This is a genomic window from Roseovarius indicus, from assembly GCF_008728195.1.
Lineage (GTDB): Bacteria > Pseudomonadota > Alphaproteobacteria > Rhodobacterales > Rhodobacteraceae > Roseovarius > Roseovarius indicus.
Genome location: NZ_CP031598.1, coordinates 3,997,972 through 4,017,692, shown reverse-complemented (window position 1 = coordinate 4,017,692; position 19,721 = coordinate 3,997,972). Strand labels below are relative to the sequence as shown.

Below are 19,721 nucleotides of genomic sequence, written 5' to 3'. Positions count from 1 at the left end.
TGCCGGTCTTGCAGGTCGGGGCGGTTCGGGCTCATAAAGGGCGCGCCCGGGGGCGGACCACGGGGCAGGAAAGGGAGACGCATGGGCGTCGACAAGTCGAAAATCGCCGAGCAGTTCATCCAGGCCATCCCGCATTCGGATGCGCTGGGCATGAAGCTGACCCGGATCGAGGGCGGCCATGCCGAGATCGAGATGGCCTATGACGCGCGCTTCGTGGGCGACCCGAGGACGGGGGTGATTCACGGCGGCGCGGTGTCGGCGCTGATGGATACCTGCTGCGGGGCGGCGGCGCTGAGCCATCCCGATTGCGGCGGCTCGACCGCGACGATCGACCTGCGCATCGACTACATGCGCCCCGCGACGCCCGGCCAGCGCATCCGCGCCGAGGCCGAGTGTTTCCACGTGACCCGCACGGTGGCCTTCGTGCGGGCGAAGGCGATGGACGACGATGCCGACCGGCCCGTCGCCACCGCGACCGGCACCTTCACGACGGGGAAGACCTGATGGCGCGCGAGAAGCCCGAACCGGTTCAGGTGATCAAGCAGCGCCGCGACGCCGCGCTGCATGCGCTGGTGGACGGGGTGCCGTATATCCGGTTCCTCGGCATCGAGTTCGACCGGCGGGGCGACGAGCTGACCGCGATCATGCCGTTCAAGGAGACGCTGATCGGGAATCCGTCGCTTCCGGCGATCCATGGCGGCGCGACGGCGGCCTTCATGGAGATGGCGTCGATCATCGGGCTGAGCTGGTCGATGCTGTGGGACGAGATCGAAAGCGGGCGGATCGACCCCGAGAAGCTGGTGGGGGGCGATTTGCCCGACCTGCCCAAGACGATCAGCTTTACCGTGGATTACCTGCGATCGGGCCTGCCGCGCGACGCCTATGCGCGCGCCAAGGTGAACCGGTCGGGCCGCCGCTATGCCAGCGTGCATGTCGAGGCGTGGCAGGACAACCGCGCCCGGCCCTTTGCCCAGGCGACCGGGCATTTCCTGATGCCGCGCGGGGATGGCTGAGGCGGCACGGGCGATCACGCATGGCCGCGTGTTGCGGATCGCCCTTCCGATCCTGATTTCCAATGCCACCGTGCCCGTTCTGGGCCTGGTCGATACCGGCGTGGTTGGGCAAATGGGGTTGGCCGCACCGATCGGCGCCGTGGGGATCGGGGCGATCATCCTGACGGCGATCTACTGGATTTTCGGGTTCCTCAGGATGGGCACCACGGGCCTTGCGAGCCAGGCCCATGGCGCGGGGCAGACGGGGGAGGTGGCCGCACTTCTGACGCGCGCGCTGATCATCGGGCTGTCGGCGGGGATGATCCTGATCCTTTTGCAGCGACCGCTCTTCGACCTGGCGTTCCTGCTGTCGCCCGCAAGTGCCGAGGTCGAGACGCTGGCGCGGGACTACATGGCCATCCGGGTCTGGAGCGGGCCCGCGATGATCGCGCTCTTCGGGGTGACCGGCTGGATGATCGCGCTGGAGCGGACGGGCTCGGTGCTGGCGGTACAGGTGGCGATGAACGGGCTCAACATCGTGCTCGACCTGTGGTTCGTGCTGGGGCTCGACTGGGGCGTCACGGGGGTGGCCTGGGCCACGTTCATCGCCGAGTGGTCGGGGCTGGCGCTTGGCCTCTGGCTGTGCCGCGGGGCGTTTCGCGTGCCGGCCTGGCGCGACTGGCCGCGGGTGTTCGACCCGGTGCGGCTTCGCCGGATGGCGAGCGTGAACCGCGATATCCTGCTGCGGTCGCTGATGCTTGAGGCGGTGTTCGTGTCGTTCCTGTTTCTCGGCAGCGATTTCGGCGACGTGACGCTGGCCGCGAACCAGGTTCTGTTGCAGTTCCTGCACATCACAGCCAATGCGCTGGATGGGTTCGCCTTTGCCGCCGAGGCGCTGGTGGGGCAGGCCGTGGGGCGCCGCGATGCCGGGCTTTTGCGCCGCGGGGCGGCGCTGACGAGCCTTTGGGGCGTGATCATCGCGGCCGGGCTGGCGGTGGTATTCTGGGCCGGGGGCGGCATGATCATCGATTTGCTGGCCAAGGCGCCCGAGGTGCAGGAGGCGGCAAGGGTCTATCTTGGCTACATGGTTCTGGCACCCCTTCTGGGGGTGGCGGCGTGGATGCTGGACGGGATCTTCATCGGCGCGACGCGGGCCGACGAGATGCGCAACATGATGGTGATCAGCCTGGGGGCCTATGCCGTGACGGCGGCGCTTCTGGTGCCGGCGATAGGCAATCACGGGCTGTGGCTGGCGCTGCTGGTCAGTTTCGTGGCTCGGGGGGTGACGCTGGGGCTGCGTTACCCGGTGGTCGAGGCGGCGACGCGGGGCTGAGACGATCTTCAGGCAAAACCTGATTGTCCTTCAGCCGGGCGGGGGCGGTTTATGCGTTGCCATGGGCGCGGTGCGGGGCTTTGCTTGGGGGGTAATCCCGAGCCTGATGGAAAGCCTGATGACCGACCGTACGTATTACTCTCCCGAGGGCGGGCTGCCGCCGCAAACAGGCCTGCTGACCGACCGCGCCGTCTTTACCGAAGCCTATGCCGTGCTGCCGAGAGGCACGATGCGGGATATCGTGACCTCTCGTTTGCCGCATTGGGAGGGGACACGGCTGTGGGTTCTGGCAAGGCCGCTGTCGGGGTTCGCCGAGACGTTTTCGCATTACATCATGGAGGTCGCGCCCGGTGGCGGGTCGGAGCGGCCCGAGAGCAACGAGGAGGCCGAGGGGGTGCTGTTCGTGACCTCGGGCGAGGTGATGGTGACGGTTGCCGGGGAAGAGCACCGGCTGGGCGAGGGGGGCTATGCCTACATGCCGGCGGCGAGCGACTGGCGGCTTCGCAATGAGGGCGAGGCGGTGGCGGTGTTCCACTGGATCCGCAAGGCCTATGAGCCGGTCGAGGGGCTGGGCTGGCCCGAGCCGGTGTTTGCCAATGAGAGCGGGCTGGCGCCCGATCCGATGCCCGATACCGAGGGGCGCTGGGCCACGACGCGGTTCGTCGACCCCGAGGACATGCGGCACGACATGCACGTGACGATCGTGACGCTGGAGCCGGGCGCGGTGATCCCGTTCATGGAGACGCATGTGATGGAGCATGGGCTCTACGTTCTGGAGGGGAAGGCGGCCTACAAGCTCAACACCGACTGGGTCGAGGTGGAGGCGGGTGATTACATGTGGCTGCGCGCGTTTTGTCCGCAGGCCTGCTATGCGGGCGGGCCGGGGAAGTTTCGCTACCTGCTCTACAAGGATGTGAACCGGCATATGGCGCTGTGAAGCGGAGTTAACTCAAACTTTATCGGATCGCCCGATGCTGCCTTTCGCCGTGACACTTCACGGCGGAAGGAGGTGAGGACGCTGAACGAAAGACACTTCAGAACAGTCATGCTGGCAGTGGCGATCGCGACGTTGATCGTGGCCATCATGCAGCTTTGGGCAGGATCTTAAGGTCTTGTTTGAAGAAGGCCCCGCGAAGTAGCCGCTTCGCGGGGCCGATTTCGGTGAGAACACTGAAATCCACTTTAGAACAGTCACAGTATTCTGTCGGTTTCTTAAGATTTAGTAAAGCCTGGTGGTGTCTCAGGGTTAACGCGACATGGGGACCGGTTGCGGCGCGTGCCACGAAACTACGGCGACGCGGGCCAAGGTTCCCCCGCCTTTGCCAAGAATTCGTAAAGCCGCGTGACGTTGCGCGGGTTTGATCAAGTTTCGTGTCAGGGGCTGGCAAATCCGGCGGCGCGGGCGGACAGTCCGGCGCGACGAGTCGCTTTGTCGGAGAGAGCCCATGACCGAGATCCCCATCCGCATCGCCCTGAACGGGTTCGGCCGGATCGGCCGGACGCTGTTGCGCATCCTGCTGCGGGAGGCGCCGGATGTCGAGCTGGTGCTGATCAACGAGATCGAGCCGCTTGAGACCTGCGCGTATCTTTTCGAATATGACAGCGTGTTCGGGCCCTGGCATGGGGAGGTATCGACTGGCGAGAATGAGTTGATTGTCGATGGGAAGGCGATTCCCTTTCACGCGGCGCCGGATCTGAGCGCGCTGGATCTTTCGGGCGTCGATCTGGTGCTGGAATGCACCGGCATGGGCGGCAAGCGGGCGGTGGCCGAGCGCGGGCTGGCCGCCGGGGCGAAGGCGGTGCTGGTCTCGGGACCCTCGGCGGAGGCGGATATCACGGTGGTTCTGGGGGCGAACGAGGGCGAGCTGGGTGACGAGCGGATCATCTCGAACGCCTCCTGCACCACGAATGCGCTGGCGCCGCTGGTGCGGGTGCTCGATGCCGCCTTCGGGGTGGAAAGCGGCCAGATGACCACGGTGCATTGCTATACCGGCAGCCAGCCCACGGTCGACAAGCCCCGCAGCGCGCCCGAGCGCAGCCGGGCGGCGGCGCTGTCGATGGTGCCGACGACCACCAGCGCGCAGCATCAGACCGGGCTTGTCCTGCCGCATATGGCGGGGCGGATCGAGGCAAGGGCGATCCGGGTGCCGACGGCGAGCGTGTCGTGCATCGACCTGACGGTGCAGGTGCGCGAGGCGGTGACGGAAGCGGCGGTGAACGCGGTGTTGAAAGAGGCGGCGGAGGGCTCGCCCGTCTTCGGCTGGACGGAGAAGCCGCTGGTCAGTGCCGACCTGCGCGGGCGGCCGGAATCGATCGTGCTGGTGGGGCCGGAGACGTCGGTCTCGCAGGGCGGGTTGCTGCGGGTCTTTGGCTGGTACGACAACGAGTGGGGGTTTTCCTGCCGCATGCTGGACATGGCGCGCTTGATCGCACGGCGGTAGGGGGCCAGCCCCCCACGTTGAAATCAGGAGATTTCAACGCTCCCCCCGGGATATTTGTCACCAAGAAGAAGCACGGGCCCCTTGTTTCTTCTGGCCTGAAATATCCCGGGGTGAGGCCGAAGGCCGAGGGGCAGCGCCCCTATTTGGCAGTGACCGTGTAGGGCCTGTCGAACCAGTGTTCCTCGAGGTTGGGGCCGTCGCCGATGCGGTCGATCACGGCGAAGAGGCCGGGGGGCGCCAGGGGCGTGAGGACGCCGTGCCAGGTGTTGCGGGCGATCTGGATGCCTTCGCCGGGCCGGGTGAGGAAGGCGAGCGGGGCGCCGGGGCGGCCCTCGTCGTCAGGGGCGACGATGACGAGGAAGCCGGTTTCGGACATCGGGATGAAGGCCTGCGAGCCCAGCGGGTGGCGTTCGACCATGTCGAGGCGGTAGGGCAGGCTGCGCGGTTCGGCGTCGAAGAGGCTGATGCCGGTGGCCCCGTCGGAGATGTCGGCGAGCGCGAGCGCGTGATGGCGGCCGCAGAGCCCCTGGTTGATCATCACGTCCGGCTCGGGGCGGCGGGCGATGACAGTGCCGAAGGGGGCGAAGGCCTGCGGCGTCAGGGGTTTGGCGGTGATGGTGGTCATGGCAGGAGGTCCTGCAGGCGCAGCTCGGCGATGCGCTCGACCTGGGCGCAGGCGGTGGCGAATTCGGTGGCGCTGTCATTGGCGAGGCGGGTTTCGAAGGCGGCGAGGATGCCTTGTTTGTCGTGGTCGCGGACGGCGATGATGAAGGGGTGGCCGTGCTTGGCGACATAGGCGTCGTTGAGGCGGGTGAAGGTTTCGCGTTCCTCGTCGGTGAGCAGGTCGAGCCCGGCGGAGGCCTGTTCGGCGGTGGACTCGGAGGTCAGGCGGCCGGCGGCGGCGAGTTTGCCGGCGAGGTCGGGGTGGGCCTTGAGCACCTGCAGGCGAGCGTCGTGGGGCGCATTGCGGAAGGCGCGGGCCATGGCCGAGGCGAGGCCCGCGGCGCTGTCATGGGCGGGGCCGAGTTCGAGTTCGAAGGCCTGGTCGGCGACCCAGGGGGAGTGTTCGTAGATGCCGCCGAAGCGGGCGGTGAAGGTGGCGCGGTCCATCTCGGAGGGGCGGTCGAAGCGCTCGGGCGGGTGGGTTGCGGCCCAGTGGCGGGCGATGTCGATGCGGCGGGCGACCCAGACGTCCTCATGGGCTTCGACGTGGTCGAGGAAGCGTTGCAGGGCCATGACGCGGCCCGGGCGGCCGATCAGCCGGCAGTGGAGGCCGATGGAGAGCATCTTGGGCGCGCCGGCTTCTCCTTCCGCGTAGAGCGCGTCGAAGCTGTCGCGGAGATAGGCGAAGAACTGGTCGCCGGAGTTGAAGCCCTGCGGCGTGGCGAAGCGCATGTCGTTGCAGTCGAGCGTGTAGGGGATGATGAGCTGATCGCGGCCGGCGAGGGTGACCCAGTAGGGGAGGTCGTCGGCGTAAGTGTCGGAGATGTAGTCGAATTCGCCCGTCTCGGCGGCGAGGGGGACGGTGTTGACCGAGCAGCGGCCGGTGTACCAGCCTTGGGGTCTTTCGCCGGTGACTTCCGTGTGCAGGCGGATGGCTTCGAGCATGTCGGCGCGCTCGGCGTCTGGCGTGTGGTCCTTGTAGTCGATCCATTTGAGGCCGTGGCTGGCGATTTCCCAGTTGGCCTCTTGCATGGCCTTCACCTGTTCGGGGGAGCGCGCGAGCGCCGTGGCGACGCCGTAGACGGTGAGGGGCATGTCACGCGAGGTGAAGAGCCGGTGGAGGCGCCAGAAACCGGCGCGGGCGCCGTATTCGTAGACCGATTCCATGTTCCAGTGGCGCTGGCCGGGCCAGGGCTGGGCGCCGGGGATTTCCGACAGGAACGCCTCGGAGGCGGCGTCGCCGTGGAGAAGGCAATTTTCCCCGCCTTCCTCGTAGTTCAGCACGAATTGCACGGCGATCCTGGCGTCGTCGGGCCAGTGGGGATGGGGCGGGGTGGGGCCGTGGCCGCGCATGTCGCGGATGTAGCGGGGGGGCATGGCTGTCTCCGGTCGGGTCGGTTCGTGGGCACTCTAGGGGAGGGGCGCCGGGGGTACTTTCCGATAAATCCTGAAGGACTTACAGTCATTTCCTGCGTGACCCGGGCGCCGGGGCGCGGCAGGGTGGCGACAGGAGGCGAGATTCATGGCCGGATATCTGACAACCCATGTGCTTGACACCGCGAAGGGCCGCCCGGCGGCCGGGATGACGGTGGAGCTGTACCGGATCGAGGGCGAAACCCGCAGCCTTGTCAGGGCGTTACAGACCAATGCCGACGGGCGGACGGACCAGCCGATCTTGCCGGAAGCGGAGTTCGAGACCGGCACGTATGAGCTGGTTTTCCATGCCGGGGACTATATCGATGCGCGGTTTTCGCCGCCCGAGAGCCCGCGGTTCCTGGACGAGGTGCCGATCCGGTTCGGGATGGCGGAGGCGGTGCATTACCACGTGCCGCTGCTGGTGTCGCCTTACGGGTATTCCACCTATCGGGGCAGCTGAGCCCGCGAATCGGGGTTAACGGCCTGAAAATGCGGGAAAACCCCTTGTCGGTATCGCGTCGGTATAACGTCGGTATTTTGTCGGTGCGCGCGGCGGTGCCGGGGCGGGTTAATGTGGCGTACGCTGCGTGGCGCCACGAGATGTGGGGCGTGGCGCAACGGGGCGGTCTTCGGGCGTGGTGATGCCGGAAATCCGTGAGCGGACGGGACGGTGCCGGTGGTGCGTGCGGGCTTCGGCCGGGTGGGATGGGTCGGTGACGCGCGCAACACGGTGGCGAGGCGGGCGGCCCGCGTGACGGGGGACGGCGGACGGGGGCCGGTCCTGTGACGGTTTTCCCGGTGAGGATGGTGGGTTGGCCGCCACCCCACGGGGGCCTGCCGCGCGGTGGCGGGATCGTCGCCCCAAGGCCACCCGCGACGGATAAGGCTTTGTCTTTGCGGCCGATCTTCCTAGGTATATCACCATGGTGTAGCGGTCAGGGGAATCATGGTCAGGTGCTGAAGCGGCAGAGGTCTGACACGACGCCGATGAGCTTTCTTTCCGGCGAGGGAGAGATGGCGCGGCGAATACGTGAGTTCGATTGGGCAACGCACCCGTTCGGGCCGCCGGAGACGTGGCCGCAATCGCTGCGCTCGGCGCTGGGGATCTGTCTGAACTCGGCCTTTCCAACGGCGATCTACTGGGGGCCGGAGCTTCGGCTGCTGTACAACGACGCCTGGTCGACCATTCCGGGGCCGCGGCACCCGGCCTGCCTGGGGGAGCCGGCGGCGGAGGTGTGGTCGGATATCTGGCATGTGATCGAGCCGCAATTCGCGGAGGTGATCGAGCGGGGTGCGGGCCTCTTCGTCGATGACCAGATGCTGCCGATGCGGCGCTACGGGATCGAGGAGGAGACCTACTGGTCGTATAGTTTCACGCCGATCCGGGGCGAGGACGGTTCGATCACCGGCATCTTCAACTCGGGCCAGGAGACCACCGACAAGGTGCTGCGGCAGCGGCAGACCGCCTTCCTGCTGGAGGCGGGCGAGGCGGTGCGCGAGCTGGCCGGGTCGGAGGAGATCATGACGGCGGTCTGCCGGATGCTGGGCGAGTACCTTGGCGCGGTCCGGGTGGGCATTCGCGAGCGCGACACCTCGGCCGAGCAGTTTCCGGTGTCGGTGGAATGGGCCGCCGAGGGCTGGGGCCCGGCGGGGCAGGCGGTGCGCTGGTCTGCGCTGGGCACGATGCGCGAGGTGCTGGAAGCCGGGCGGGCCGTGCGGGTCGACCGGACGGAGGCGCTGGAGAACCGCAAGGCGCGGGAGATCGCCGCCCGGCTGGGCGCGGCGTCGGGCCTGGCGTTGCCGTCGTTCAAGTCGGCCAGCCTCAGCGCGGTGCTGTTCGTGCACAAGGCCGAGCCGCATGCCTGGACCGACGAGGAGGTGGCGACCGCGACGCAGGTCTTCGGGCTGGCCACGCAGACCATCGAGCGCGAGCGGATGCTGGCGCGGGAAAAGGCGATGATGCACGAGATCGACCACCGGGCGCGGAACCTGCTGGGGATCTCGCAGGCGCTGGTGCGGCTGACCCGGGCGACGGATGTGGCGAGCTACAAGGAATCGCTGCTGGACAGGCTGAGCGCGCTGGGCAAGACGCTGGGGATCCTGTCGGACGCCAAGTGGAGCGGGGCGAACCTGCAGAACGTGCTGGAAAGCGAGCTGGCGCCGTTCATGGCCGAGGGCGGCGAGGACCGGCGGGTGACGCTGCGGGGCCCGAAGGTGGTGCTGGCCTCGGCGATGGTGCAGCCGGTGGCGATGGCGCTGCACGAGCTGACGACGAACGCGGTGAAATACGGGGCGCTGGCCGGGGAGGGCGGTGCGCTCGATGTCGGCTGGGATACCGGGCCGGGCGGGGTGCTGACCCTTGTCTGGCGGGAGCGCAGCGCCAGCGTGGCCGAGGCGGCGGCGCCCGCGACCTCGGGGTTCGGGACGCAGCTTCTGACGCTGGCGGTCGAGGACCAGCTTGACGGCACGATCACGCGGCGCGTGACGGAGGGGGCGTTCGAATGCGTGCTGCGGTTTCCGCTCTTCGAGGAGGGCTGAGACCGCGAGCCCGTTACATCCTGTCGCGGGGGCGCAGGATCTGAGGCCTTTCTTCGGCGGGGCGTTTGCGCCAATAAGGAGAAAACAGAAGGAGGGCAAAATGGGCAGGATGATTGCGAGCGTATTGGTGATGGGGCTGCTGGCGGGGTGCTATGCCTCGCCGCGGGCGCCGGCCATCGGGCTGACGGGGCGCGCCGAGGTGTCGGGCGTGGAAGAGGGCGACATGCTCAAGCTTCGGGCCGGGCCCGGGCTGGGCTACGAGATCATCGTGGGCCTGCCGAACGGGACGCTGATGCGCACCGGCGAATGCCAGCGGCTGGGCGGCACGGTGTGGTGCGAGGCCGCGCTGGACCGGGATCCGGGCACGCGGGGCTACGTGTCGGAAACGTATCTGCGGAAGATGTGAGGCGATCGGCGGTGCGCTGACGCGCGTTCCAAGGGAGCGGGGCGCTTCGGGCCTCATGTCTCAGATGCCGGCCGGGACGCCGCCGGTCACGGGCAGGTTGATGCCGGTGACGTAGGCGGCCTGCGGGCCGGCGAGGTAGGCCACGGCGTTGGCCACGTCGGCCGGCCGGCCCGCGTCGCGCAGGGCGACGGCGGCGTAGCGGCGGGCTTTCATGTCTTCGAGGGGGATGTCGTTCTCGGCCGCGAGGCGGGTGTTGGCCGCCATGTGCATGTCGGTCGCGATATAGCCGGGGCAGACGGTGTTGCACAGGATGCCGTCGACGCCGAACTCGGCGGCGATGGTTTTCGACAGGCCGGTGAGCCCGTGTTTCATCGCCGTGTAGGCGCCGAAGCCGGGCTCGGCCCCGAGGCTGCCGGTGGAGCCCATGTTGATGATCCGGCCGCCGCCGGCCTTTCGCATTTCGGGGATGACCGCCTGCGCCATCATCATCGGGCCGAGGAGATTGACGCGGAAGCTTATGTCCCATTGGGCCGGGGTGGTGGAGAGGAAGTTGTCGGAGCCCGCAAGGGTGGCGGCGTTGTTGACGAGGATGTCGATGCGGCCGAAGGCGTCGAGGGTTTTCGCGATGCAGGCGGCGACGCTCTCCTCGGAGGTGACGTCGAGCGTGACGGCGATGGCCTCCCCGCCGGTGGCGGCGATCTCGGAGACGAGGTCGCCCAGAAGGTCGGTGCGGCGGTGGGTCTGGCCGTTCAGGGTGACGGTATCGTCGAGATCGGCGACGACGAGGCGGGCGCCGTCCTGCGCCAGCCGGAGGGCGGTTTCCCGGCCGATGCCGTGCGGGGCCGAGGCGCCGGTGACGATGGCGGTCTTGCAGTCAAGCGGGCGCATGGGCTGGGTCCTTTCCGGGGGAGGCGGGGGGCAGGAGGGCATGGTCGGGGGCAGCTCGAGGGGGCGAAGCGGCGGCAGGGGGCGGTGGGTTGGCACCCACCCTACGCCGGCCGGGAGGGGGCGAGCCCTCACACCCGGCACATTCCCTTGATCGTGGCGGCATGCACCGGGTCGGCGCCGACGGTGTCGGCGGCGAGCTCGTGGACGGTGGACATGAGCGCGTCCGGCTCGGCGATGCGGTCGAAGAGGCCCCAGGCGAGGGCGGTTTCGGCGTCGATCTTCTGGCCGGCCATCAGGATCATCTTGGCGCGCGACGGCCCCACCAGCCGGATCAGGCGGCCCGGGTCGGAGGGCTGGGGCAATAAGCCCAGCTTCATCACCGGGTAGAAGGCCTTGGCCTTGGGCACCGCGACGCGCAGGTCGCAGGCGAGCACCATGCCCATCGCGCCGCCCGCCACCGTGCCGTTGAGCGCCGCGATGGTGATGCCGCGCATGCCGGTGATGGCCGAGGAGAGCCGTTCCCAGGCGGAGCTGGTGGCCAGCCCCGCCTTCGCCGCCTCGAGATCGGCGCCGGCGGAGAAGACCTTGCCTTCGCCGGTCAGGATGAGCGCGCGGGCGTCGGTGGCGCTTTCGGCGATGTCGGCGAGCTCGGTCAGCATCTCCTCGGTGAGGGAATTGGCCTTGTCGGGACGGTCGATGGTGACGGTCCAGAGCCCGTCTGTCTTGTCGAGCCGGATCATGCGAGGCCTGCCTTGCGGCGGATGTCGTCCTGGCGGAGGCTGACCTCCTGGCCGATATAGGGGTCGGCGTCGGGGGTGCACATCCAGAGCAGGGTTTTCGCCGGCCATTCGGGGGGAATGTGATCTTCCCAGTCGAGCTCGGAGACCGGGTTGATGCCGCTCGACTTGATCTCGCGCTGCATCTGGGTGGCGACGGTGCCGGGCGAGAGCCCCATGATGCGCAGGCCCGCGTCGCGGTTCTCGAGATCGGCGCAGCTTGTCAGCATGGCCGCGCCCGCCTTGGAGGTGCAGTAGTGGCTCCAGCCTTCCAGCGGCGCATGGGCCGCGCCGGAGGAGACGGTGATGATGGTGCCGGAGCCCGCCTCCTTCATCACCGGGATGGCGGCGCGCATGCCGTTGAAGACGCCCTTGAGGTTGATGTCGATGACCTTGCCCCATTCCTCGGGGTCGATGGCGTCGAGATGGCTGATGGGTTCGATGACGCCGGCGTTGCCGATCAGGATGTCGAGCCCGCCGAAGGCCTTCTGGCAGGCCGACACGGCCGCCTCGACCTCCCAGTAGCGGGAGACGTCGCAGGGGATGGCGACGGCCTGGTTGCCGATCTCGCCGGCGATCTCGGCGATGGCGTCGCCGTTGCGCGCGGCCAGCGCCACGTTGGCGCCGGCGTCCGCGAATATCCGCGCCGCCGCCGCGCCGATGCCCCGGCTGGCCCCGGTGATGAGCACCGTCTTGCCGACGACCGCCTCTGTCACACTCATTTTCGTACCTCCCTGCATTCATTACCGCTAATCTCATGGCCGACCCGGCGGCCAACTATCCCTTGACCCGGCCGGTGCTTGGGCAGAAGCTATACTCGAATTTTAAAAACGGAAGGGTTGATGATGACATCCTGGAGGAGAACTGCCGTTTCAGCGGCCGCGCTTTGCATTTTCACGGGCGCCAACGCGGCCTTTGCCGATGTCACGGCGGAGCAGGTCTGGGCGGACTGGCGCGATTACATGACCGATGCCGGCTATACGCTGGAGGCGACCGAGACCCGTTCGGGCGACACCCTGAACGTGACCGGCGTGACCATGACCTTCGACGTTCCCGAAGAGGACATGTCGATCACCATGTCGATGGGCGACATGGGCTTTGTCGACAATGGCGACGGCACCGTCTCGATCACCGTTCCGCCGAACCTGCCGCTGGATATCATGGTGGAGGCCGAGGATGACGAGGATGTCGAGATCGGCCTGAACTACGCGACCGAGGGCCTGTCGATCGACGTCTCGGGCGACCCGGACAACATGAGCTACGACTACACGGCCTCGCGCGTGGCGCTGACGCTGGAGAGCCTTGTCGTCGAGGGCGAAGAGCTTCCGATGAGCGAGCTGGGGCAGGCCTCGTTCGAGATGTCCGATGTCGAGGGCTCGACCCAGATGTCGGTGGGCGATCTGCGCGAATCGGTGCAGAAGATCACCAGCGGCGCCGTCAGCTACGTGGTGGATATCAGCGAGCCCGAGGGCGGCGAGGGCCGTTTCGTGATGCGCGGGCAGGCCGAGGGGCTGACCTTCGAGGGCGAGGCCGCGCTGCCGCAGGACATGGACCCGAACATGATGGCGCAGATGGTGGCCAACGGGTTCGCCTTTGACGGCACGTTCTCGTTCACCAACGGCAAGACCGATTTCAACTTCCAGGAAGAGGGCGAGGTCGTCCAGGGCTCGAGCAGCTCGGCCACCGGCAGCCTGCAATTCGCCATGGGCGAAGAGGGGCTGACCTATGCCGGCGAGGGCACCGATATCGCCATCTCTATGGCGGGCGGCGAAATTCCCTTCCCGATCGAGCTGGCGATGGCCAAGACCGGCTTCAACCTGTCGATGCCGGTCATGTCGGGGGACGCGGAACAGGATTTCGCGTTCGGCATGAACCTGACCGATTTCACCATGTCCGACATGATCTGGGGGATCTTCGACCCGGGCGGGCAGCTGCCGCGTGATCCGGCGACGGTGGCCTTCGACCTGACCGGGACCGGCAAGCTGTTCGTCGACCTGCTCGACGCAGAGGCCATGGTGAAGGTCGAGGATGGCGAGACCGTGCCGGGCGAGGTCAACTCGCTCGACATCAACAGCGTGACGGTGAGTGCCGCGGGCGCCGAGCTGACCGGCGACGGCAGCTTTACCTTCGACAACACCGACATGGAGACGTTCGACGGGATGCCGGCGCCGACCGGGTCGCTGAACCTGATGCTGGTGGGCGGCAACGCGCTGCTCGACAAGCTGGTGGCGATGGGTTTCGTGCCCGAGGAGCAGGCCCAGGGCGCCCGGATGATGATGGGCCTCTTCGCCGTGCGCGGCGAGGGCGAGGACACGCTGACCTCGACCATCGAGGTGACGGGCGACGGCCAGGTGCTGGCCAACGGGCAGCGCATCAAGTAACGCGCCTGTCGCGACGTTTTGGGGGAAGGCTGCGATCGGACGGTTGCAGCCTTTTCCTTTGGGTCGGTCGCGGAAACGGTGCGGGATCGGCACGCGGGCCACTCCTTGGAAGGGTCGTGACATGATGAGACTTTCTGCGTTTTACCTCGCCTTGCTCGCGCTGATCCTCAATCCGGTATCTCCGTTACGGGCCGAGACCTCGGACACGGGGGCAGATTGCTTCGAGCGCCCGAGCGCCTTGGCGTGGCTTCATAACCACGGCGACCCCGTGGCGGTTCCGGGCCTTTTGCCCCGGGTTCGGATCCCCGTGGAAGGGTTTCTGGAACTCGTGCCGGCGCCGGGCCGGGAAGACGGCGAGCGGGCCCTGTCTCCGACCGGTGATTTCACCTTCGCGGTGGGCCCGTATGACCCGGTTTCCCGGCGGCTCTACCTCTGGGCGTATTTCAAGGTCGGCTGGATCGAGGTCTATCAGAGTTCCGGAACATGGGTGTTCGGCGAGGGCGGAACGCTTCGCCCGCGTCTGTATGATAGCTCGCAAGACGGCAAGGGTGATTCAGTGAGGCATGTCCGGAGGAGCGAGGCGCTGGGGCTTCAGTTCTACGGGGGGTGGACGGCCGAGCACTGGCTGACGGGCTGGCGATCCTACCGGTTCTACCAGATCCGCGGGGCCGGGATGACGCGGGTGCCCGAGATCGAGGCTAGGGGGTTGCGGTATCTCGGTGATGACCCGGTGGCGGGGATGGCCGTTCTCGTGCCGACGGAGGGGGCGTGGGCGGACCGGGTGGGCAACCTGGTCTGGTATGACGGGAGCCGGGTGATCGAGCCGGGAGCTGAGGATTCGATACCCGGCAGGCATTGCGACTAGTCAGGAACCGCGCCAATTTGTTTCCAGCGTGCAGACTTGGGGTCGAGCGCGTGCTAGAGGCTGGAGAACATACAGGATATAGCGGCAGACCCTGTCTTTTGCGGCTGGCGTCGGGAGGGGCAAGGTGAGCAGGGAGAGATCAATATGACGCGTTTTTTCGTGGCCGTGGCGGCGGCCGGGCTGGCGGGGTTGCCGGCGGCGGCGGATGTCAGTGCCGAGGATGTCTGGGCGAACATGATGGCGCCCTACGAGGCGCTGAACGCCGAGGTCGCGGCGGAGCCCGTGCGCGAGGGCGACCGGCTGATCGTCGAAGAGCTCGGGATCCGGTTCAGCTTTGCCGAGGGGCGGGGCCGGCTGTTGCTGACGACGAACGGGGTGACGCTTGAGGAGAACGGCGACGGGACGGTTTCGGTTCTTTATCCGGACGTGTCGGAGGCCATCGCCCGGATGGAGTTCCTGCAGGAGGACGGATCGGTCGAGGCGCTTGACGGGACGCTGAGCCAGGAGGGGACGGGGCTGACCCTGACCGCCAGCGGCGCGCCGGGGGACGTGAGCTACGACCTGGTTTTCGACGAGCTTGTGCAGGATGTCCGGATCACCTTTCCGGAGGAGCTTGGCGGGGCCACCATCGACGCGGATATCGCGATGGCCGGCGGGACCGGCACCTATCGCCTGACCGAGGGCGAGCTGCTCGGGCTCACGGCCGAGTTCGATTACCCGGAGATGACGATCAGCCAGGTATCGGAGGGCCAGTCGCCGGTTGTCGATGGGGAGAGCCTTGTAACCACGACGCAGGACTCGGTGCAGCGGATAACCGGGGTGCGGACGACCATCGAGGCGGCGCTGCCCGCACGCGGGCTGTCGATTGCGAACCTGTCGGAGGGGCTGCGCGACGGGCTGCGCCTGGCGCTGACCTCGAGCAGCGAGAGCACCCGTGCGGAGACCAACATCACCGTCAACGGCGAGGCGATCGGCACGCAGTCGTATGAGCTTGGCGCGCAGGCGTTCGATCTGCGGTTCGACGAAGCGGGGCTGGTTCTGGACGGGGCGTTCGACGGGCTGGATTTCGCGATGACGGGGAAGATGCTGCCGGTGCCCATGATGTTCGGGCTTGCGGGGATGGAGGGCCGGCTTGCCGCCCCGGTCAATCGCACGGATGAAACCTCCGTGGCTGAGCTGGCGCTGACGCTGGACGGGCTGGAGCTTGGCGAAGGGATCTGGGCGACGCTGGACCCGGGCGGCGCGTTGCCGCGGGAGCCCGCCGCGCTGGCGTTTGACGCGACGGTCGCGCTGGACGTGCTGGTCGACCTGCTGGACATCGAGGCGCTGGTGGCGTTGGAGCAGAGCGGCGACGTTCCGGTTCGGCTGCAGGGGCTCGACCTGCGCAACCTGCTTGTGAAAGCCGCCGGGGCGCGGCTTACGGGCGATGCGGATGTCGCGTTCGACAACGACGACTGGGTGACCTTTGACGGGTTCCCCGCGCCCGAGGGTGTGGTCAACCTGGTGCTGGAGGGGGGCAACGCGCTGCTCGACCGGCTGGTCGACGCACGGTTGCTGCCCGAGGACCAGGCCGGCGGGGTGCGGATGATGATGGGCCTCTTCGCCGTCAAGGGGGAGGGGGAGGATACCCTGACCTCGACCATCGAAATGAAGCCGGGCGGCGTGATCGAGGCCAACGGGCAGCGCGTGCGCTAGGGGTTGCCATTCCGGCAGGCCGGACAGGGCCGCGGGGGGTGCCTCGCGGCCTTTCTTGCATCCGGCGCGGGCTTGCACGGGCGGGCCCGGCGGTCTACCTGTTCAGCGCAATCAGGAAAGGCAGGGCATGACCGACACGCTGGAGACCATCACCGGGGCTTTGATCGACGCGGCGCGCAAGGCGGGGGCGGATGCCGCCGACGCCATCGCTCTGAAGGGCAGTGCCGTGACGATCGACGTGCGCGTGGGCGCGCTGGAGCAGGCCGAGCGGTCGGAGGGCACCGATATGGGCCTGCGGGTGCTGGTGGGGCGGCGGCAGGCTTGCGTTTCGGCCTCGGACACGCGGGCGGAGACGATTTCGACGCTGGCCGAGCGGGCCGTGGCGATGGCGAAGGAAGCGCCGGAAGACCCCTATGCGGGCCTCGCGGAGGCGGATCAGCTGGGGTTCGGCTGCGACGCCGAGGGGTTGCAGCTGGCCGATCCGGCGGAGGAGCCGTCGCCGGAGGTTCTGCAGCAGGAGGCGCTGGCGGCCGAGGCCGCGGCGCTGGGCGTTGAGGGGGTGAGCCAGGTGCAGTCGTCGACCGCCGCGTGGTCGCGGCGCGAGGTGCATATGGCCGCCTCGAACGGCTTCGCGGGAGGCTATGAGCGCACCGATAGCGGGATCTATTGCTCGGCCATCGCCGGCACCGGCACGGGGATGCAGCGCGACGGCGACGGCGACAGCCGCATCTTCCGCGCCGACCTGCGCGGGGCCGAGGATATCGGCCGGGTGGCGGGTGAACGCGCTGCCATGCTGCTGGGCGCGAAGCGGCCGAAGACGGGCGCCTACCCGGTGCTGTTCGACGAGCGGATCGCGTCGTCGCTGATCGGTCACCTGCTGGGGGCCGTGAATGGCAGTGCCGTGGCCCGCGGCCAGTCGTGGCTGCGCGGGAAGCTGGGCGAGCAGGTGCTGCCCGGGGGGCTGAGCCTGATCGAGGATCCGCACCGCCCGCGCGTGCCGGGCTCGCGCCCGTTCGATGCCGAGGGGCTGCCGACGCGGAAGCGGGCGTTGGTCGACAAGGGGGTTCTGACGGGGTGGATCCTGGACCTCTCGACCGCCCGCAAGCTGGGGATGGAAAGCACCGCCAACGCCAAGCGCGGCACCTCGGCGCCGCCGAGCCCGGGGGCGTGGAATATCGAGATGACCCAGGGCACGCAGAGCCGAGAGGAACTGATGCGGGAGATGGGCACCGGGCTTCTGGTGACCTCGATGATCGGGGCGACGATCAACCCCAATACGGGAGACTATTCGCGTGGGGCCTCGGGGTTCTGGGTGGAGAATGGCGAGATCGCCTATCCGGTGAACGAATGCACCATCGCGGGGCATCTGCCGGAGATGCTCTTGAACATGGTGCCCGCCAATGATGCGCGGCCGTGGCTGAGCCGCGTGGTGCCGTCGGTTCTGGTCGAGGGGCTGACGCTTGCCGGCGAGTGACCTGTCCCTTCTGATCGAGGCGGCGCGCAAGGCGGGCGAGGTTGCGGCGGGGTTCGCCGCCGAGACCGCCAAGCGCTGGGACAAGCCCGGGGGCCTGGGCCCGGTGACGGAGGCCGACCTTGCGGTGAACGACCTGCTGGAGGCCGTGCTGCGGGGGGCCCGGCCGGAGTATGGCTGGCTGTCGGAGGAGAGCGAGGACGGGGCCGAGCGGCTGGGCTGCCGGCGCACCTTCATCATCGACCCGATCGACGGGACGCGGAGCTTCATCGAGGGCTCGGGCACCTGGGCGCATTCGTTGGCGGTGGTCGAGGATGGCGTGGTGACGGCGGGGGTGGTGTTCCTGCCGATGCGCGACAAGCTGTATGCCGCGGCCGCGGGGCAGGGGGCGACGCTGAACGGCGTGGCGATGCATGTGTCGGACCGGCGCGAGCTGACCGGGGCGTCGGTGCTGGCCGCCAAGCCCGTCTATGCGCCGCAGCACTGGCGCGGGGCGGTGCCGGAGGTGAAGCGGATCTACCGCCCGTCGCTGGCCTATCGGCTGAGCGTGGTGGCCGAGGGCCGGGCCGATGCGATGTTTACCCTGCGCCCGACATGGGAATGGGACGTGGCCGCCGGCGACGTGATCCTGCGCGAGGCGGGGGCGGCGACCTCGGACCGGGCGGGGGAGCGGCTGGTCTTCAACAACCCCCACCCGCAGGTCAACGGCGTGGTGGCGGCCAACCCGGCGCTGCACGGGGCGATCACCGGGGCGCTGGTGATCTGAAGGGGCTATACAATCTGGGGTTATTGGTTCATCCTGTCTGCAATCTTTGATTGATCGGATTGCAGGGGGCGGGGCTCGTCAGCCCTTACGGGCTGCCTCGCGGGGGCTTTTTCAGCGAGGATGACACCCATGACAGACCGACCGGACTTCGATATCGCGGGTTTCGAGGCGGAGCACAGCGCCGCGCGCTATGCCGCCGCGACACAGGCGCTGGCCGTGGCGGCCGCGCCTACCGCCACGCCCGACAGCGCCATCGCCACGGACAAGGGGATGGTGCAGTATCATGTCATCGCCGAGACCCCGACCGGCAGCCAGTATGCCGCGATGATGCAGGAGAATGCCGACAACCTGATGGGGATGGGCGGGCTGATCCACGGGTACATGACGGCGAACTATCCGACGGTGGACAGCCAGCTTCTGGATATCAACCTCTGGAACACCGTGGTCGGCCACCTGCCTGACCTCGCCGTCGGCCCGACGGTGAGGAAGCAGTATTCGAACACGGTGGCGGGCACCGACCTGGCCGGCACCTTCCTGCAGATGCTGGCCAAGGCCAAGGTGGCGCCGGGGGCGAAGATCGGCACGGATTTCGGCACTTGGCTCGAGGCGATGGGCCAGCTTGTCTTTGCCGCGCACGGGGCGGGCCAGACCTACAAGGCGATCACCTGCAGCTACCTGTGCTACCTGGTCGACAATGGCGCGGGCGGGTTTTACGACTACGGCGCGATCGTGCTGCGCGAGGTCGATATCACGCAGGATTTCATGACCTACAAGGGCGCCTGCCAGGCCAGCCCGGGCGTGCAGGTGGAATTGCAGTTCACCGAGATCACCTCGCCCGTGCAGCTGTCGCGCATCCGCAAGGGCGGCCCGGATTTCCAGCTGTTCCAGCAGCTTGTCAACGCGAATGCGACCACCGCCTTTTCGAAGGCTCCCAATTTCTTCGACGGGCGGAACACGCCGCAGGCCGACCTGACGCCCTACATCTGAGCGTGCGCCCGGTTTGCGGCGCGAACGCGATTGCCTTTTCTTCTTGGTGGAAATATCCCGGGGGTGCGGGGGCTGGCCCCCGCTTCGGTCGGATCGCCCGCAG

At 68.0% G+C, this 19,721-nt stretch carries 19 protein-coding genes; 14 read left to right on the top strand and 5 right to left on the bottom strand.

All coding sequences use genetic code 11. The features are described 5' to 3' along the window. The first annotated feature begins 81 nt into the window (after positions 1–81). From RIdsm_RS19425 to RIdsm_RS19405, 5 genes are all read left to right on the top strand, one after another. Positions 82–504, top strand: coding sequence for a PaaI family thioesterase (locus RIdsm_RS19425; RefSeq protein WP_057818025.1), 423 nt, complete (start codon positions 82–84; stop codon positions 502–504). Then, the gene (locus tag RIdsm_RS19420; protein WP_057818023.1) at positions 504–1,013 is read left to right on the top strand and encodes a PaaI family thioesterase; all 510 of its coding nucleotides are present in this window, start codon (positions 504–506) and stop codon (positions 1,011–1,013) included. The genes RIdsm_RS19425 and RIdsm_RS19420 overlap by 1 nt, the downstream gene beginning before the upstream one ends. After that, the gene (locus RIdsm_RS19415) at positions 1,006–2,325 is read left to right on the top strand and encodes an MATE family efflux transporter (RefSeq protein WP_057818021.1); all 1,320 of its coding nucleotides are present in this window, start codon (positions 1,006–1,008) and stop codon (positions 2,323–2,325) included. The genes RIdsm_RS19420 and RIdsm_RS19415 overlap by 8 nt, the downstream gene beginning before the upstream one ends. Before the next feature lie 118 nt (positions 2,326–2,443). Beyond that, positions 2,444–3,262, top strand: coding sequence for a bifunctional allantoicase/(S)-ureidoglycine aminohydrolase (locus tag RIdsm_RS19410; RefSeq protein ID WP_143100533.1), 819 nt, complete (start codon positions 2,444–2,446; stop codon positions 3,260–3,262). Between the two features lie 508 nt (positions 3,263–3,770). Beyond that, positions 3,771–4,766, top strand: coding sequence for a type I glyceraldehyde-3-phosphate dehydrogenase (locus tag RIdsm_RS19405; RefSeq protein WP_057818017.1), 996 nt, complete (start codon positions 3,771–3,773; stop codon positions 4,764–4,766). Positions 4,767–4,905: 139 nt separating this feature from the next. Here RIdsm_RS19405 and RIdsm_RS19400 read toward each other — a convergent pair whose 3' ends face one another. Both RIdsm_RS19400 and puuE read right to left on the bottom strand, forming a co-directional pair. Continuing rightward, positions 4,906–5,391, bottom strand: a complete 486-nt coding sequence (locus RIdsm_RS19400) for an ureidoglycolate lyase (RefSeq protein WP_057818015.1) — start codon at positions 5,389–5,391, stop codon at positions 4,906–4,908. Further along, positions 5,388–6,806: an allantoinase PuuE gene (puuE, locus tag RIdsm_RS19395; protein ID WP_057818012.1), complete on the bottom strand. Its 1,419-nt coding sequence runs from the start codon at positions 6,804–6,806 to the stop codon at positions 5,388–5,390. Before puuE ends, RIdsm_RS19400 begins: the two co-directional genes overlap by 4 nt. A 145-nt stretch (positions 6,807–6,951) precedes the next feature. Between puuE and uraH the strand changes: the two genes are divergently transcribed. From uraH to RIdsm_RS19380, 3 genes are all read left to right on the top strand, one after another. Beyond that, positions 6,952–7,305, top strand: coding sequence for a hydroxyisourate hydrolase (gene uraH / locus RIdsm_RS19390; protein WP_057818010.1), 354 nt, complete (start codon positions 6,952–6,954; stop codon positions 7,303–7,305). Positions 7,306–7,832: 527 nt separating this feature from the next. After that, positions 7,833–9,383, top strand: coding sequence for a sensor histidine kinase (locus RIdsm_RS19385; RefSeq protein ID WP_057818008.1), 1,551 nt, complete (start codon positions 7,833–7,835; stop codon positions 9,381–9,383). A 100-nt stretch (positions 9,384–9,483) separates the two neighbouring features. After that, the gene (locus tag RIdsm_RS19380; protein WP_057818006.1) at positions 9,484–9,789 is read left to right on the top strand and encodes an SH3 domain-containing protein; all 306 of its coding nucleotides are present in this window, start codon (positions 9,484–9,486) and stop codon (positions 9,787–9,789) included. A gap of 60 nt (positions 9,790–9,849) precedes the next feature. Here the strand turns inward: RIdsm_RS19380 and RIdsm_RS19375 are convergent, their stop codons facing one another. The 3 genes from RIdsm_RS19375 to RIdsm_RS19365 all read right to left on the bottom strand — a co-directional run bounded on the left by RIdsm_RS19375 (position 9,850) and on the right by RIdsm_RS19365 (position 12,175). Next, a complete protein-coding gene (locus tag RIdsm_RS19375) occupies positions 9,850–10,677 on the bottom strand; it encodes an SDR family NAD(P)-dependent oxidoreductase (RefSeq protein ID WP_057818004.1) in 828 nt (275 codons plus the stop codon). Between the two features lie 128 nt (positions 10,678–10,805). Then, positions 10,806–11,417, bottom strand: coding sequence for an enoyl-CoA hydratase/isomerase family protein (locus RIdsm_RS19370; protein WP_057818002.1), 612 nt, complete (start codon positions 11,415–11,417; stop codon positions 10,806–10,808). Continuing rightward, positions 11,414–12,175, bottom strand: coding sequence for an SDR family oxidoreductase (locus tag RIdsm_RS19365; protein ID WP_057818000.1), 762 nt, complete (start codon positions 12,173–12,175; stop codon positions 11,414–11,416). The genes RIdsm_RS19370 and RIdsm_RS19365 overlap by 4 nt, the downstream gene beginning before the upstream one ends. Before the next feature lie 123 nt (positions 12,176–12,298). Between RIdsm_RS19365 and RIdsm_RS19360 the strand changes: the two genes are divergently transcribed. From RIdsm_RS19360 to RIdsm_RS19335, 6 genes are all read left to right on the top strand, one after another. Continuing rightward, positions 12,299–13,834, top strand: a complete 1,536-nt coding sequence (locus tag RIdsm_RS19360; protein ID WP_160325866.1) for a DUF2125 domain-containing protein — start codon at positions 12,299–12,301, stop codon at positions 13,832–13,834. Positions 13,835–13,955: 121 nt separating this feature from the next. Further along, positions 13,956–14,699 (top strand): hypothetical protein, encoded by a 744-nt coding sequence (locus tag RIdsm_RS19355; RefSeq protein WP_057817996.1) that lies wholly within the window; start codon positions 13,956–13,958, stop codon positions 14,697–14,699. 144 nt (positions 14,700–14,843) lie between these two features. After that, complete coding sequence (locus tag RIdsm_RS19350) at positions 14,844–16,394, top strand: DUF2125 domain-containing protein (protein ID WP_057817994.1); 1,551 nt, start codon at positions 14,844–14,846, stop codon at positions 16,392–16,394. 127 nt (positions 16,395–16,521) lie between these two features. After that, positions 16,522–17,868, top strand: a complete 1,347-nt coding sequence (locus tag RIdsm_RS19345; protein ID WP_057817992.1) for a TldD/PmbA family protein — start codon at positions 16,522–16,524, stop codon at positions 17,866–17,868. Beyond that, a complete protein-coding gene (locus RIdsm_RS19340; protein ID WP_057817990.1) occupies positions 17,855–18,631 on the top strand; it encodes a 3'(2'),5'-bisphosphate nucleotidase CysQ in 777 nt (258 codons plus the stop codon). Before RIdsm_RS19345 ends, RIdsm_RS19340 begins: the two co-directional genes overlap by 14 nt. A 129-nt stretch (positions 18,632–18,760) precedes the next feature. After that, on the top strand, positions 18,761–19,618 hold the full coding sequence (locus RIdsm_RS19335) for a hypothetical protein (protein WP_057817988.1): 858 nt from the start codon (positions 18,761–18,763) through the stop codon (positions 19,616–19,618). Positions 19,619–19,721 lie beyond the last annotated feature (103 nt).